The 15,805-nt window shown below is 40.0% G+C and carries 10 protein-coding genes and 2 pseudogenes; 6 read left to right on the top strand and 6 right to left on the bottom strand.

Annotation, left to right across the window (positions count from 1 at the left end):
- Positions 1-28 precede the first annotated feature (28 nt).
- The 4 genes and pseudogenes from ACLS0A_RS00985 to ACLS0A_RS00970 form a co-directional block, all read left to right on the top strand.
- A pseudogene (locus tag ACLS0A_RS00985) lies at positions 29-1,642 on the top strand (type I restriction-modification system subunit M); the annotation flags it as partial.
- Between the two features lie 13 nt (positions 1,643-1,655).
- Entirely contained in the window at positions 1,656-3,038 is a 1,383-nt protein-coding gene (locus ACLS0A_RS00980; protein ID WP_416082051.1) for a restriction endonuclease subunit S, read from the top strand.
- Positions 3,035-3,760 (top strand): hypothetical protein, encoded by a 726-nt coding sequence (locus ACLS0A_RS00975; protein ID WP_416082050.1) that lies wholly within the window; start codon positions 3,035-3,037, stop codon positions 3,758-3,760. Before ACLS0A_RS00980 ends, ACLS0A_RS00975 begins: the two co-directional genes overlap by 4 nt.
- Before the next feature lie 296 nt (positions 3,761-4,056).
- Positions 4,057-7,251 (top strand): type I restriction endonuclease subunit R, encoded by a 3,195-nt coding sequence (locus ACLS0A_RS00970; protein ID WP_416082049.1) that lies wholly within the window; start codon positions 4,057-4,059, stop codon positions 7,249-7,251.
- 234 nt (positions 7,252-7,485) lie between these two features.
- On the opposite strand, the gene ACLS0A_RS00965 is transcribed toward ACLS0A_RS00970, so the two are convergent.
- The 4 genes and pseudogenes from ACLS0A_RS00965 to znuC form a co-directional block, all read right to left on the bottom strand.
- Positions 7,486-9,135 (bottom strand): AAA family ATPase, encoded by a 1,650-nt coding sequence (locus ACLS0A_RS00965; RefSeq protein ID WP_416082048.1) that lies wholly within the window; start codon positions 9,133-9,135, stop codon positions 7,486-7,488.
- A gap of 54 nt (positions 9,136-9,189) precedes the next feature.
- Positions 9,190-9,544, bottom strand: a pseudogene (locus ACLS0A_RS00960) (hypothetical protein); the annotation flags it as partial.
- A 125-nt stretch (positions 9,545-9,669) separates the two neighbouring features.
- Entirely contained in the window at positions 9,670-10,455 is a 786-nt protein-coding gene (znuB, locus tag ACLS0A_RS00955; protein ID WP_416082047.1) for a zinc ABC transporter permease subunit ZnuB, read from the bottom strand.
- Between the two features lie 9 nt (positions 10,456-10,464).
- Positions 10,465-11,262, bottom strand: coding sequence for a zinc ABC transporter ATP-binding protein ZnuC (gene znuC / locus ACLS0A_RS00950; protein ID WP_416082057.1), 798 nt, complete (start codon positions 11,260-11,262; stop codon positions 10,465-10,467).
- Between the two features lie 187 nt (positions 11,263-11,449).
- Between znuC and mepM the strand changes: the two genes are divergently transcribed.
- On the top strand, positions 11,450-12,961 hold the full coding sequence (gene mepM, locus ACLS0A_RS00945) for a murein DD-endopeptidase MepM (RefSeq protein ID WP_416082046.1): 1,512 nt from the start codon (positions 11,450-11,452) through the stop codon (positions 12,959-12,961).
- A gap of 105 nt (positions 12,962-13,066) precedes the next feature.
- On the opposite strand, the gene ubiD is transcribed toward mepM, so the two are convergent.
- Positions 13,067-14,536, bottom strand: a complete 1,470-nt coding sequence (ubiD, locus tag ACLS0A_RS00940) for a 4-hydroxy-3-polyprenylbenzoate decarboxylase (protein WP_416082045.1) — start codon at positions 14,534-14,536, stop codon at positions 13,067-13,069.
- Positions 14,537-14,665: 129 nt separating this feature from the next.
- On the opposite strand from ubiD, the gene smpB reads away from it, so the two are divergent.
- Positions 14,666-15,148, top strand: coding sequence for an SsrA-binding protein SmpB (smpB, locus tag ACLS0A_RS00935; protein ID WP_416082044.1), 483 nt, complete (start codon positions 14,666-14,668; stop codon positions 15,146-15,148).
- Positions 15,149-15,240: 92 nt separating this feature from the next.
- Here smpB and ACLS0A_RS00930 read toward each other — a convergent pair whose 3' ends face one another.
- Positions 15,241-15,696, bottom strand: a complete 456-nt coding sequence (locus ACLS0A_RS00930; RefSeq protein ID WP_126373654.1) for a DUF441 domain-containing protein — start codon at positions 15,694-15,696, stop codon at positions 15,241-15,243.
- Between the last annotated feature and the right edge of the window lie 109 nt (positions 15,697-15,805).

Genomic DNA, 15,805 nt, shown 5'->3' with positions numbered 1-15,805 from the left:
AGCACAGCAAGATTCTAGTGCCAGCCTCGCGCAACAGCAAGCGTTTTTAAAAGAATTAGATGCCCGTCTTTGGACTGCGGCCGACCAACTGCGTAACCAACTTTCCGCTTCCGACTACAAACACATCGTTCTTGGTTTAATTTTCTTAAAATATATTTCTGATAGTTTTACTGCCCATCGCAAAAAGCTTCTCACCGAGCTACAAGATCCACAAAGCCCACTTTATATTGATCCGAAAGAATATTCCCCTGAAGAATATCAAGCCGTCCTTGATGAAGAAATGGAAGATAAAGATAACTATGCGGCAGAAAACATCTTCTGGGTGCCACCGCAAGCTCGTTGGGAAACCATTCGTAGCATCGCGACCTTAAATCAAGGAACAGCATTGCCTTGGGGTGGCACATTCCGCGGCGTGGCAAATCTGATTGATAATGCCTTTACCGCCATTGAAGATAAAAACCCAAAACTCAAAGGCATTATCCAACGCATTTCAGGCTTTGATGTGAACGACAAAACTCTCATCGGCTTAATTTCTACCTTTTCTGACACCAATTTCAGCCAGCCCACTTACAACGGCGAACCCATTTCAATGGCAGCAAAAGATATTCTTGGCCACGTTTATGAATATTTCCTTGGTGAATTTGCTGCTAAAGAAGGACAACGAGGCGGTGAATATTTCACGCCAAAATCTATTGTAAGCCTGATTGTTGAAATGCTTGAACCCTATCAAGGCCGCATTTACGACCCAGCAATGGGATCGGGCGGTTTCTTTGTGCAAACAGAAAAATTTATCCGCGCACACCAAGGCAGCATTAACCAAGTGTCTATTTATGGGCAAGAATACAACCCCACCACTTGGAAACTGGCAGCAATGAATATGGCAATCCGTGGGATCGAATTTAACTTTGGCAAACGTGGCGACAGCTTCACCAATCCACAACATATTGATATGAAAATGGATTTTGTAATGGCAAATCCGCCATTTAACGTGAAAGATTGGTGGGACGAATCCCTACAAGGTGATCCACGCTGGGCATACGGCGTGCCACCAAAAGGCAACGCCAACTTCGCGTGGATTCAACATATGCTCTACCACCTTACGCCACAAGGGCGAATGGGCATTGTGCTAGCAAACGGCTCAATGAGCAGCCAAACAGGGGGCGAGGGCGAAATTCGCCAACGCCTAATTGAAGCAGATTTGGTGGAAGCGATGGTCGCCCTACCAAACCAGCTCTTTACCAACACCCAAATCCCTGCCTGCATTTGGTTTTTAAACAAAAACAAAGCACGCAAAAAAGAAGTGCTGTTTATTGACGCACGAGAAATCGGCTATATGAAAGACCGCACCCTACGCGATTTCACCCCTGAGGACATCGCCCACATTGCCAACACCTACCACGCTTGGCAGCAAAACAAAGGCTATGAAAACCAAGCAGGCTTCTGCTACGCCGCCAGCCTTGAGGAAATCGCCAATAATGATTTTGTTCTCACCCCAGGGCGTTATGTCGGCACAGCAGAGCAACAAGATGACGGCATTCCTTTCGCCGAAAAAATGGAAAAACTCACCGCACTTTTAAATCAACAATTTGAACAGGGGCGAGAGTTGGAAGAGAAGATTAAGAAGAGTTTGGGGATTTTATAAGGAAGGAATAGCAATGAAAAAATTAGCCAACTTTATAAGAATTCAAAATGGATATGCCTTCAAAAGTTCTGAATTTTCTAATGATAAAAATGGTATTCCTGTTATAAAAATAGGAAATATTACTGGCGGAAACTTTGTCGATTTAAGCTCATATCAGACTGTGTCTAATAAGTTATTAGGAAATCTATCTAATTATTTAACAAAAGATAATGACATATTAATTGCAATGACAGGAGCAAATGTTGGAAAAGTATCTAGGATAGCTCCCAATGAAAGAGCTTGTTTTATTAACCAACGAGTAGGAAGAATATTGATACATAAAGACTGTGAATATTCTTCTGATTTTATATATTATTTATTAAGCTCATCTAAAAGCTATCAATATTTTTCTAAAATAGCTTATGGCGCTGCACAACCTAATATTAGCGGTAAACTAATTGAAGATTTAGATTTTCCTGAAGTATCAATAAAACAGGGAAATAAAGCAGCAGAATTATTGAGAAAGATAGATCAGAAGATATTATTAAACACCCAAACCAACCAAACCCTAGAGCAAATCGCACAAGGGATTTTTAAACACTGGTTTATCGACTTCGCCCCTGTACACGCCAAAGCCAATGCCTTGGCACGCGGCGAAACCACCGAACAAGCCGAAGTAGCAGCAATGGCGTGCTTAAGCGGAAAAACTGCAGAAAAAATCACCGCACTTAAAACCCAAGATCCCACCGCCTACCACCAACTGCAACAAACCGCCGCCGCTTTCCCAAGCGAATTTGTGGAAACGGAAATGGGGGAAGTGCCGAAGGGGTGGGAATACCGAAAAGCAGAAGATCTTTTTGATATAGGAATAGGAAAAACACCGCCTAGAAAAGAAAGTAAATGGTTTTCTGATTATGAGAAAAATAATATCGAATGGATTTCTATTAAAGACATGGGAAATTCGGGAAGCTATATATTAAACAGTAGTGAATATTTAATTCCAGAAGCTATTAGTCAATTTAATATCAAAAAAATTCCTGAAGATACTGTCTTATTAAGTTTCAAACTGACAATAGGACGAATATCAATAACGACAAAAGAAACTACCACAAATGAAGCTATTGCTCATTTTAAAACAGGTAAATCATACTTAACAACAGAATTCTTATACTGTTACTTAAAAGATTTTGATTTTGATAAATTGGGCAGCACGTCTTCAATTGCAACTGCTGTAAACTCAAGAACTATAAAAAATATGGATATTTTATATCCTTCAGAAGAAATACAAATGCAGTTTTTACAGAAAGTAAAAAATGTATTTCGGAAGATAAAATCTAATACTTTGGAGAATGAGTATTTAACTAAATATAGAGATGAGTTATTACCTAGACTTTTGAATGGAGAGATTGAGTTATGAATGAAAAAATAAAATCTTATATAGATGTTATAGGTTACAATCTTAAACAAGCCGACGCTGCATTTAGGATATATTGTGCTTTATTTAAGCTAAGATCAACCGAAAGTAGACTAAAACTGTTTAATCAAACACCTTATACATTTCACCACCTTATTAATATTACGTTATATGACTCTATTAACACTATTTATAAAATAACAGAGACTGAAAGACAAATAAGCTTTAAAAGACTAAGATCTTATTTAGATAAAAATGAAAAGAATCTTACAAAGATTAATGAAATTAGGGCATCAATAAGGAAACCTCTAGAAAAAACAAATCATATTAGAGTTAAATTAACGGCACACCTAGACGAGCAAGCAACAAACCCAAGCATATTATTAAACAAAGTTGAAAGAAATGAAATAAGAGTATTATTAGATAGATTGTTGAAATTAATAAACATATACAAATCAATATTTTCACCTGATAGCCCTGACATTTTCTATGATGATAAAATTGATGATGAATTACTACGATTATTTATCTGTTTAAAGCAAGATAAATCTTACAACTATTATGAAAAATTAGAAAAACGATTAACCTACAGAAATAGTCTATCTCTTCTTTACAAAGAAATAGAGAGGCAATCCAGCGAGAACCAATATATTTCTGAAGAATCAACAAAAATAAAAAAGAGCGGTAAAAAAATCATTAATTTTTTCACCGCTCTTTGCCCGTAGGGGCGTACCGCGTACGCCCATATTGATTTATCGGGGCGTATGCAATACGCCCCTACGCAGGAATAATGAGAAATCTCCCTTGCCCCTCTTTACAAAAGAGAGGGGACTTTCAAACGGGAATAAATAGATTTTAGGAAAATCAATAAAATAAAAAGTGCGGTAAAAAAATCATTAATTTTTTCACCGCTCTTTGCCCGTAGGGTGGGCTTTAGCCCACCGAATGGGAAATTACATTAAACGGTGGGCTGAAGCCCACCCTACGCTGAAATAATGAAAAACAACAAAAGGAATCCCCAATGCGAATAAACGAATCCACCATTGAAAATCTCGCCATTGAACAGTTGAAATCCCTTGGTTGGCAATATGCCTATGGCAAGGAGGTGCTGGCTGAGCTGGATTACCCTTGGCGGGATAGCCTGAAAGAGGTGGTGCTGAAGCCCCATTTATTGCAAAGTTTGCGCAAAATTAACCCGCACTTGCCCGAAGAAGTCTTGCTTGATGTGGTGCAATTGGTGTGCAAAAGCGATATTTTGCCGGTGGAAGAACGCAATAAGCAGTTTTACCAGCTGTTAAAGCAAGGGGTGAAGGTGCGTTACCAGCAAAACGATCAGGAAAAGCACGATGTGGCGCTGTTGGTAGATTTTAAACAGCCTGAAAATAACCTTTTTTATGTAATCAATCAGTTCGATATTCAGGGCAATAAAGGCAAGCGGATTCCCGATATTTTGTGCTTTGTGAACGGTTTGCCCTTGGTGATTTTTGAGCTGAAAAATCCCTTTAAGGTGAATGCGGATTTGGATCGCGCCTTTAATCAACTACAAACTTATAAGCACGAAATTGACGATCTTTTTGTGTTTAATCAGCTAATGGTGATTTCAGATGGCACAATGGCGCGGGTGGGGTCGCTTACGGCAGATTTTCAGCGTTTTTTGCCGTGGCGTGTGGTCGATGAAAGCCAAAAAAGCCAGCGTGTGAAATTTGAATATGAACTTGAAGCCTTGTTGCAAGGGCTGTTTTCTCCGCAAACTTTGCTCGATTATGTGCATAATTTTGTGGTGTTTGAAAGCGATAACAAAGGTCGCACGGTGAAAAAAATCGCCGCTTATCACCAATTTTATGGCGTGAATGCAGCAGTGGAAGCCACCATTGGCGCGCAGTTAAGCGATAGCCGTAAAATTGGCGTGGTATGGCATACGCAGGGTTCGGGCAAATCCCTTTCTATGTTGTTTTATGCAGGCAAACTGATCAGCCAGCCTGAATTGAAAAATCCCACCATTGTGGTGGTAACGGATCGCAATGATTTAGACGGTCAGCTTTTCGCCACATTCAGCCAAGATCAAGATATTATTCGCCAAACGCCAATTCAAGTGGAAGATCGCGAAGCCCTGCGTGTGGAATTGGCAAAACGGGAAAGCGGTGGGATTATTTTTACCACCATTCAAAAATTCGGCTTAAACGAAACAGAAAGCCAATTCCCTGTGTTGAATACAAGGCACAATATTATTGTGATTAGCGATGAAGCGCACCGTTCGCAATATGGTTTTCACCAAAAAGTGAATGCGCAAGGGGCATACCGCGAGGGCTATGCGAAATATCTGCGCACTGCCCTACCCAATGCGAGCTTTATCGGCTTTACTGGAACGCCAATCAGCCTTGAAGATCGCGATACGCAAGATGTGTTCGGCAAATACATTTCGATTTATGACATTCAAGATGCGGTAAATGATGGTGCAACTGTGCCGATTTTCTATGAACCGCGTCAAATTCGTCTAAATGAAAGCGAGGACTTTGGGCAAGCGGTGGAAGAAGCACAAACAATACTTGATGATGACGAAAATAGCTATGCGTTCCGTGTGCGTGAGCAGTTAATGGGCAGTGATTCGCGAATCAAAAAATTAGCGGAAGATTTAGTGCAACACTTTGAAAAACGCAACGAGCTAATTGAAAGCAAGGCGATGGTGGTGGCAATGAGCCGCCGAATTTGCGTGAAGCTCTATGATGAAATCGTCAAACTTCGCCCAGATTGGCATAGCGATGATGTCAATCAAGGGGTGATTAAGGTGATAATGACGAGCAGTGCTTCAGATTCTGAAAGTATGCAAGCCCATAGTTATTCTAAACCTGAGCATAAAACCTTAGAAAAACGCTTTAAAGATCCTGATGATCCGCTCAAAATCGTGATCGTGCGTGATATGTGGCTGACAGGATTTGACGCCCCTGTGTGTAATACAATGTATATCGACAAGCCAATGCAAGGGCATAATTTAATGCAGGCAATTGCGCGGGTAAACCGTGTGTTCCGCAATAAAAGCCGTGAAAATGGCGGGTTGATTGTGGATTATGTGGGCTTGAAAGAAGAACTCAAAGCCGCCACGGAAGAATATACCAACGCAGGTGGTAGTGATCAGGTGACAATCGATATTAATCAGGTGTATCAAAAAATGTTGGAATATCTGGACATTATCCGTGGACAATTTGCCACGCCCGTGAATGGCGAGGCCTTTGATTTAGCCCACGCCTTGCAAGAGCGAAATCCTAAGCAATTACTCAAAACTATCGGTGCTGCCGCAAATCATATTGAAGCCTTAGATCATCAAGAAAAGAAACCCGATGATCCGCAAAGTGCGGGGGAAATTTCGCAAGATTTTGCTAAAAAGGCCAAAACACCGCGTAAAAGAGCCTTTTTAGAGGCGGTTTCGCTCGCCAAAAAAGGGCTTGCTCTTTGCCGTTCGATGCCGAAAGCCCAGCATTATGAGCAAGAAATTGCGTTTTTTGATGCGGTGCGTGCCACCATTATCAAAATGGCAAATCAGCAAAATTCGCCAAGTTCACCAAAAGAAAAGCAAATCAAGCTCGTCCGCCTGCTCAACCAAGCGGTGCAATCCGACGGCGTGGTGGATTTATTTGAATTAATGGGTGAAGAACACCCTGATATTTCCATTCTTTCGGATAATTTTCTCGGTATCGTTGAAAAAAGTGACAAGCCAAATTTATGGGCTTCTGCCATTGAAAGTTATTTAAAACGGGAAATTCGCGACAAAGCAGGCAACAATATTGCCGTGCAAAAAACCTTTGAAGGAAAACTCAAAGAAGCCCTGAATCAATATAACGCGCATAATTTAACCGTAATCGAGGTGATCAAAGAATTATTAAAACTTGCAAAAGAGCTACAAGATCAGCTCAGCAAAGGGCAAGAATTAGGCCTTAGCACAGCGGAACTGGCGTTTTACGATGCCTTAAGCCAAAACCAAAGTGCGGTGGAAATTTTGGGCGATGAAGTGTTGCTGAATCTCGCCAAAGAAATCACCGATAAATTGAAAAAATCCGTTACCATTGATTGGCAGTATAAGGAATCCGTGCGGGCAAAAATGCGTGTACTCATCAAGCGTGCCTTGAAAAAATATAAATATCCCCCTGACGACGAGCCAGAAGCCATTGAATTTATCCTTAAACAAGCGGAAGTGGTGTCGGACGAGTTGAGTAAAGCATAATTGACGGATAAAAAATAGGCTTAAGTTCTGATTTTAACAGCATAAATCAACTCCTTATCAATCTGTTCGTTACTAACGAACAAAAGTATTTGATGCTAATGGAAGCTATTTTATGCTAAGAAGAAGGTGGAATTAAAACACAAACACAATACGAAATTGTTAGAGTTGCTGAATTTGAGTTATAAAATAGACTAAAAAATGCCGTCTAAAAATTTTTTCAGACGGCATTTTATATTACAACCTTGGTAGGACTTGCTTAATTGCTTGCAAAAGAGAAGAATCTTTTTCTTTTAATTTTCGCATTAGCCACTTTTCAAACTCATCTTTTTTAGTACTTTTTAGTAAACTGGCTGTTTTCGCTAAAAGACCTTTATTTTCATAAATTGTTAATAACTCATCTATATTCTTACTATTTAAGCATTCTTGAATTTTACATTCCATATCTGAAATCCAAGTTTCTATCATTTTTTCTGTTAAATTATTAATTGCTGAAACCAATTGTTGTTTCATTATTTCGCCTGTTGTAGTTTCTGACAAATCAACTTTTTTCAGATAAGCATCAATATTTCGTTGAACTCGTTTAATAATAAATTGTTCGAGTTTGTTATTGTGTTGTAAATCATTAGAAATGGAATTGCACAATCCTTTCTTAAATTCAGTCATTTTATTATTTAGTTCAGGATCATTATATCCTTCTATTTTTAAGATCTCTACTGCAATAGAAGATAAACAAAAAATGTTTTCGATCTCAGAAACAGGTAATACTTGAATATTTAAAGAATTTAAACATTCAATTTCAGATTCATCGCGAGTATCACGATCAACTATACCTGCGCATTTTAAGTTTAATAATGGCATATCTTCATTCAATTGTTGTAATGAAGAAACTGCCTGAATTACATCTTTACAAGAACCTCTGGGAATTACAGTCCATTCAGGGTAACAGCAACGATAAGTTTCTATATCCAAACTCGATTTATTTCCTTCAATAAATAGAATAGGCTTACGACTACCTAAAATTAATGTAATTGTATGCTCATCAAACTCACTATCAGGCATTTGAGAAATATCCCACGCAGGATCGGGGAAGTAATTACGAATAACATATTTTTTAGCTGAACGAGTTGCTGCAAATTCAATATCGTGCGTAATCATTAGAAATGCGCAATCAGGGCGAAGTTGTTCAATCTGATCCCATAAATTTGAGATAATAGACTTATGAATATGTAATTCAGGTTCATCAAAAATTAAAACAGAATTTTCATTAGCTGCTAGTACTTGTCCCAAAATATAAAATACAGCTCGTTCACCATCACTCATTTCTGATGCAGAGTATTTTAAATTTTCATTATCTCTTTCAGACACCTGAATATCATCTGCTGTAATATGTAATCTTCTATGCGGTAATAAAATTTCCCATGTATTCTTTAATTTGTCCAATTTTGTTTCACTTTCAGTAATTTCTATTCCTTGACTAAATTTCTGATTATTGGCAACAGCAAGATTATTTTGTTGTGCAAAAAGATATTGAAGTAATTTATCAAAATCATTCAATAAAATTGTTGGAGCTCTATTTCTCCAACGCGCTGATTTCCTATCATGGGCTGTTTTAGCCCAAGATGAATCCCCAAATAGTAATTCAGTTTTTGCTTTATTTTCGGGAATCTTATTTACATCAGGATTTAAATTTAAAGCTCTATGAGCTGCAATTCTATGTGCTTTTTCTTCTAATTTTTCTTCTAAGTAAACGGCTAGTCTTGTTTTTCCTGAACCATTAGCACCAATAATAATTGTAGTCTCGCCAGATTTAATGGTTAATTCTTCACTTTGTTGTTCTGAATTCAATTCAGACTTTTTAGGTATATTTACTTTCTTTTCAAACATATTCTTTTCCTTATTAAATAACTCAAATTTTAACCTTGTATAATGACACATTTATCATAAAATCGTCAAAAACTCTCTCAGGCTAAAACATTCCACACCGTCAAACGCATTTCCATCAAATTCGTCCATCGTTACCACATATTTCAGGTAGTTGTCTTGGATTTTCAGCTGGTTGCCAAATTCTCATTCCAGTGTTTTTTCTTCATTGATGATCAGCGTAGCTTATATGTAAATAAAAGAGCTTGCCGTTTTTTTCTGCGACGGAATCGATTTCTTAGCTGTTTAACCCGCCAATTTTGACATCATAACCTACAATTTGCAGATAATTGAAAATAGTATTTTTCGCCGAAAACAGGTTGCCAATATTGCTCGCCAAAAATGGGGTAAGCGATTCTAAAAATTGCACATTGTTGCAAATACCAAAGTTCTGTTTTCAGTTTTTAGCGATTAACACTCAACGATCTCATACCTATAATGCACTCATCAAACGATTGGGATAAGTGAATTTTCCCCCAAAAGGAACAAATTATGCAGCTACGCACTTTCACGCTTAAACAGCGAAAGCAGAAATAAGAACGTCGCGCTAATCACCACAGAAGGCCCGGCGGCGGTGTTGTAGAAAGCCGAGAGCATTAAGCCGAAAGAAACAGCGAGAATGCTAATAAGCACGCCTATTGCCACCATCGCTTCTGGGGTGCGGGCAAAACGCCGTGCGGTGGCGGCGGGGATAATCAGCAAGGAAGTGATGATTAAAGCGCCAACAAATTTCATACTTAAGGCAATGGTTAAAGCGGTTAAAATCATTAATACAAAACGCATTTTGCGAATATTAATGCCTTCTACTTGCGCAAGCTCTGGGCTAACCGTGGTGGAAAGTAGCGGTTTCCAATAATGCCACAAACAGCCCACCACCACGAGAACACCAATGGCGATAAAATAAAGATCCTCATAGCTAATCGCAAGTAAGTCGCCAAATAAATAATTCATTAAATCCACCCGCACATTTTGCAGCAGTCCCACGGTGACTACGCCTAAAGAAAGGCAGCTGTGGGCAATAATGCCGAGCAAGGTGTCCACGGAAAATTGCGTGTTGCTTTCTAGCCAGACCATTCCTAAGGCGAGTAAGAGCGTGAGAATTAAGATAGTTAGGTAAGGATCCACTTGTAAAAATATCCCGATTGCCACGCCCAGCAAGGCGGAATGGGAAAGGGTATCGCCAAAATACGCCATTCTTCGCCACACCACAAATGCCCCTAGAGGTGCGGTGATAAACGAGAGCAAAATACCCGAAAGCCAAGCGGGAAGTAAAATCTCAAACATTTCAGTTCCTTAATGATGTTTTTTATGTTCGCATTGTTGCGATTGAAAATTTTTGCCGCAGCACACATCGCCGTGCATATTGTGTTTGTGATTGTGGTGATGAGTATAAAGGGCGATATTTTGCGAAAACTGGTTGCCAAAATAATGTCGAAAAGTCGGATCATTCGATACAATTTCAGGCGTACCTGCACAGCAAATATGTTGATTAATACACAGCACTTCGTTGGTGTCCGCCATCACAATATGCAGATCGTGCGATACCATTAAAATCGCACAATTCAACTGTTTTCGTGTTTGATGAATCAGCTGATAAAGCTCCGCCTGCCCAGTAATATCCACCCCTTGTGTGGGTTCATCTAACACGAGCAAATTCGGTTTATTCAAAATGGCCCTAGCGAGCAACACCCGTTGCATTTCACCGCCCGATAGCTTTTGCATTGCATTTTGCTTTAAATGGGAAATGGAAAGGAGATCTAACGCCGCTTCAATCTCAGATTTGTTCACGCCTTTTTTTTGCGCAAGAAATTTTTCTACCGTTAAAGGTAAGCTATGATCAAGATGAATTTTTTGCGGCACATAGCCAATACGCACATTATTGTGATAAATCACCTCACCTGAACTAGGCTTGATCAACTTGAGCAAGACTTTGAGCAAAGTGGATTTGCCACCACCATTCGGGCCAACGATGGTGAGAACGGAATCAGAATAAAGAGATAAGTTAATGTTTTGTAAGACATTTCGTTGGTCAAATTGCACCTTAATATTTTTTAACTCAATTAATGGCTGTTTAATGGCGTGAATTTGCATTTTATCTCTATACATTACGAAAAATTGGCTTAAAATAGCCCATTTTGTCGGATTTAACAAGTTTCTCATTGAAATGCTTAGAATTTATTCAGTTAAATCCTTTTCAGCAAGTGCGAATGAATTTTTTAGCACTTCACAGGTCTTAATAGAATGCAAGTTTTAATTAGTATATAAAAGGAAATAGGTAGTGCAGCACGTTAAACTAGCAAGGGATAGACGAAAAAGAAAATCGCGAATTAAGGCGGCGGTCTTCCTTTTGGCGATATTATCTATTTTCATTGGCATTGTATTAAGCGTAAAAGACAATGCAAAAACCGATCCGCTTGCGGTATCTTCGGACGAAGTGCAGTATAAGCCACTCAATGAAACCCAAGAAGCCCCTCAAACACAAACCAATAGCGAATTTCAGGATATTCAAGCAAATGAAAATATCACCGAACATTTGCAAGAAAATCAAAGCGATAGCACAAACACAGAAAAACCAAATTCTGATGAAGCCACCTCTTATGACGATGATCTGCAAGGTAAAGATGATGAAGTTGAGCAAGTCAATCTTGATGATGAGGATGAATTTGCCGATTTGCCTGAAGATGCCAAAAACGCCGTTAATGACTTGCTTGATGTGGCAGATCAAGCCGTTCGCATCAAAGATCAATTTAGCCATACCGTGGTAAAAGGTGATAGCCTGAAAGATGTGCTAGAACAATCAGGGCTAGAAGATGAAACCAGTAAAACCCTTATTGCCGCTTATCCCGAGCTAAAAAATCTTAAAGCGGGGCAGCAATTCTATTGGATTTTAGATAAAGACGGCGAATTAGAATACCTAAACTGGTTAGTTTCTGAAAAAGAAGAACGAATTTATGAACGCACTACGGAAGGCAAATTTAAACGCCAAATCTTGCAGAAAAAAAGCGTATGGAAAAAAGAAGTGCTAAAAGGACAAATCAAAGGCTCATTTTCTAGCAGCTTAAAAGCACAAGGGCTAAATTCAAAACAAATTAGCCAATTAGGCAGTGCTTTGCAATGGCAAATTAGTATGAAAAAACTCAAACAAGGGGATAAATTTGCCGTGCTCGTTTCCCGTGAATATTTGGATAACAAACTCACTGGGCAAGGTAATGTGGAAGCCATTCATATTAGCTCGGGTGGAAAAAGTTACTATGCCATTCAATCTAGCAATGGTCGCTATTATAACCGTCAAGGGGAAACCCTTGGTAAAGGCTTTGCGCGCTACCCTATGCAACGCCAAGCGCGCGTATCCTCGCCATTCAATCCAGCAAGACGCCACCCTGTTACAGGGCGAATTCGTCCACATAACGGAGTGGATTTCTCAATGGCAATCGGCACACCGGTTATCGCCCCTGCTGATGGTATTGTCGAAAAAGTGGCATATCAAGCCAACGGTGCGGGGCGCTATATTATGATCCGCCACGGTCGTGAATACCAAACCGTTTATATGCACCTAAGCCGCCCATTAGTCCGAGCGGGGCAAAGTGTAAAACGGGGTGAACGCATTGCCCTTTCCGGCAATACAGGGCGTTCAACTGGTCCGCACTTACATTATGAATTTCATATTAATGGTCGCCCAGTTAATCCGCTCACGGTGAAATTGCCGGGTACAAGTAGCCAAATGTCCACCGCTGAACGCAAACAATTCTTGGTGAAAGCCAAAGAAGCAGAGCGTAAATTAAAAATCTAAGCAAAAAATAAGTGCGGTGCTTTTTGATAGAATTTTTGCAAAAAGCACCGCACTTTTGTTTTGCTAAAAATTTGCTATGAATATCAATAAGCCTTGAATAAGGCACTAATCGAAAATTCCTAGGCTTTCCCAAATTTCGTCCACGCGTTTGACTATTTCAGGATCTTTTTTAATGGGAATGCCCCACTCGCGGTTAGTTTCGCCCGGCCATTTATTGGTGGCGTCAATGCCCATTTTAGAACCTAGCCCAGCAATAGGCGAGGCAAAATCCAAATAATCAATGGGCGTGTTTTCCACAATGGTGCAATCGCGCGCAGGATCGCTACGCGTGGTGATCGCCCAGATCACATCTTTCCAATCTCTAGCGTCAATATCATCATCACACACGATGACAAACTTGGTGTACATAAATTGACGTAAGAAAGACCAAACGCCCATCATTACACGCTTGGCGTGGCCGGCATATTGTTTTTTCATTGTTACCACCGCAAGACGGTAAGAGCAACCTTCGGGTGGTAAATAAAAATCCACAATTTCAGGGAATTGCTTTTGCAAAATTGGGATAAACACTTCGTTTAACGCTTCGCCCAAAATGGCTGGCTCATCAGGTGGACGCCCGGTATAAGTGGAATGATAAATTGGGTTTTGTCGCATTGTAATGTGGGTAACGGTAAACACCGGGAAATACTCTTGTTCATTGTAATAGCCCGTGTGATCGCCATAGGGCCCTTCTAATGCTGTTTCATTGGGATCAATATAGCCTTCCAACACGATCTCCGCACTGGCTGGCACATCAAGATCGTTACTCACCGATTTCACCACTTCCGTTTTGTTGCCGCGCAGCAATCCAGCAAAAGCATATTCAGAAAGGCTATCAGGCACAGGCGTTACGGCCGCCAAAATCGTTGCCGGATCAGCGCCTAATGCCACCGAAACAGGAAAAGGTTTATCAGGGTTTTGTTCTTTCCATTCTTGAAAATCTAATGCGCCCCCACGGTGCGAGAGCCAACGCATAATCAATTTATTTTTGCCGATCAACTGTTGACGGTAAATCCCCAAATTTTGCCGTTTTTTGTTCGGCCCTTTGGTAATGGTTAGTCCCCAAGTGATAAGCGGTGCGATGTCATCTTTCCAACATTGCATAATCGGCAAGCGGTATAAATCCACCTCATCGCCACTGAGTACAATGTCCTGACAAGGTGCTTTGCTTAACACTTTCGCGGGCATATTTAGCACTTGTTTATATTGTGGCAAGGTTGACCATAAATCCTTAAACCCTTTTGGCGGTTCTGGCTCTTTTAGAAAGGCGAGCAGTTTCCCCACTTCACGCAAGGCAGACACATCATTCTGCCCCATTCCAAGCGCCACGCGCTTTGCCGTGCCAAATAAATTGCACAGCACGGGCATCGCAAATCCTTTCGGATTTTCAAATAATAACGCTGGCCCACCGGCACGCAAAGTGCGGTCGGAAATTTCGGTCATTTCCAAATAAGGATCGATTTCTTGCGAAATGCGTTTTAATTCGCCTTGTTCTTCTAACAGCTGCAAAAAATCGCGTAAATTCTTATATTTCATCAATGCTTACTCAATGCAAAAATTAATGCCTCATTGTTATAAAGATCGCTTTGCAACGCAAGTGCTTTTGCGATTTTTCCCTAGATTGGGTAGAATGTGCGGTAATTTTATCAGAATAAATTAATTAAAATGACAAAGAAAAAACCAAAACAAACATCAAATACCATTGCCTTAAATAAACGCGCTAGACACGAATATTTTATTGAAGATGAAATTGAAGCAGGGCTTTCCTTGCAAGGTTGGGAAGTAAAATCAATGCGTGCGGGCAAAGCCAATATTAGCGACAGTTATATTATTTTCAAAAATGGCGAAGCCTATTTATTCGGCGCGACCATTCAGCCGTTGAGCGTGGCTTCAACGCACATTGTGTGCGATCCAACGCGTACGCGTAAGTTATTGTTAAAACAGCGAGAATTAGTTTCGCTCTTCGGCAAAGCAAACCGTGATGGCTTTACCATTGTTGCCCTTTCTCTTTATTGGAAAGGCCCTTGGGCAAAAATTAAAATTGGCGTAGCGAAAGGGAAAAAACAACACGATAAACGTGATGATATTAAAGATCGTGAATGGAAAGTTGCCAAAGATCGTATTATGAAAAATGCGATGCGAAATTAATTTCACCTCAATAATAAGTGCGGTGGAAAATTTGTGAATTTTTAAATTAGCCCTTGTAAACACAGGGGCTAATTTTTTATAAAGATTAATATTTACCCCGTTTTACCCAACAGCAAAGACAAAATCCCCGCCGCAATCAACGGCCCAACAGGAATACCGCCAACAAAGGCAACCCCTAAAATTGTGCCAACTAATAATCCTGTGAGCAAAGTCGGCTGCGCGCCCATTAGGTTTACCCCACGTCCACCAAACCACGCTACTAGCACGCCCACAGCAATAGCTAAAAACATTTTCCAGTTCAACAGTTCAGTAAAAGCAGGCAAAGGAATTTTGCCAGAAATAATCGGACTAAGTACGCCAATGGTGAGAATAATAATGCCGATATTTAAACCATATTTTTCCATAAAAGGAATATATTTAGCCAAAAAGGTTTGCTGCATTAATAGCAAAATCGTCGCCGAAATGGTGATTGAACTGTTGTTACCTAGCACACCAAGCAAAATTAAAATCACCAGTAGCAAGGCGATTGCGTTAAATTGTAATGACATCATTGCCTCGAAAATTCTCAAAAAAAGCACCGCACTTTTACTGTGCGTCAGATGTGAGAATTATACTCTTTTTATTTGCCTAATTCATAAAAAATAAGGCTCGTTATGA

It is taken from the genome of Avibacterium volantium (assembly GCF_049366555.1).
In the GTDB taxonomy this organism is placed as follows: domain Bacteria; phylum Pseudomonadota; class Gammaproteobacteria; order Enterobacterales; family Pasteurellaceae; genus Avibacterium; species Avibacterium volantium_A.
Note: the sequence above shows the minus strand (reverse complement) of the source record. Positions and strands in the feature narration are given on the sequence as shown.

What these genes read in the sequence shown, in the direction of transcription:
- ACLS0A_RS00965 (WP_416082048.1), bottom strand. Translation starts at nt 9,135, where the DNA reads ATGTTTGAAAAGAAAGTAAATATACCTAAAAAGTCTGAATTGAATTCA.
- smpB (WP_416082044.1), top strand. Translation starts at nt 14,666, where the DNA reads ATGACAAAGAAAAAACCAAAACAAACATCAAATACCATTGCCTTAAAT.
- ACLS0A_RS00930 (WP_126373654.1), bottom strand. Translation starts at nt 15,696, where the DNA reads ATGTCATTACAATTTAACGCAATCGCCTTGCTACTGGTGATTTTAATT.
- znuB (WP_416082047.1), bottom strand. Translation starts at nt 10,455, where the DNA reads ATGTTTGAGATTTTACTTCCCGCTTGGCTTTCGGGTATTTTGCTCTCG.
- ubiD (WP_416082045.1), bottom strand. Translation starts at nt 14,536, where the DNA reads ATGAAATATAAGAATTTACGCGATTTTTTGCAGCTGTTAGAAGAACAA.
- ACLS0A_RS00970 (WP_416082049.1), top strand. Translation starts at nt 4,057, where the DNA reads ATGCGAATAAACGAATCCACCATTGAAAATCTCGCCATTGAACAGTTG.
- ACLS0A_RS00975 (WP_416082050.1), top strand. Translation starts at nt 3,035, where the DNA reads ATGAATGAAAAAATAAAATCTTATATAGATGTTATAGGTTACAATCTT.
- ACLS0A_RS00980 (WP_416082051.1), top strand. Translation starts at nt 1,656, where the DNA reads ATGAAAAAATTAGCCAACTTTATAAGAATTCAAAATGGATATGCCTTC.
- znuC (WP_416082057.1), bottom strand. Translation starts at nt 11,262, where the DNA reads ATGCAAATTCACGCCATTAAACAGCCATTAATTGAGTTAAAAAATATT.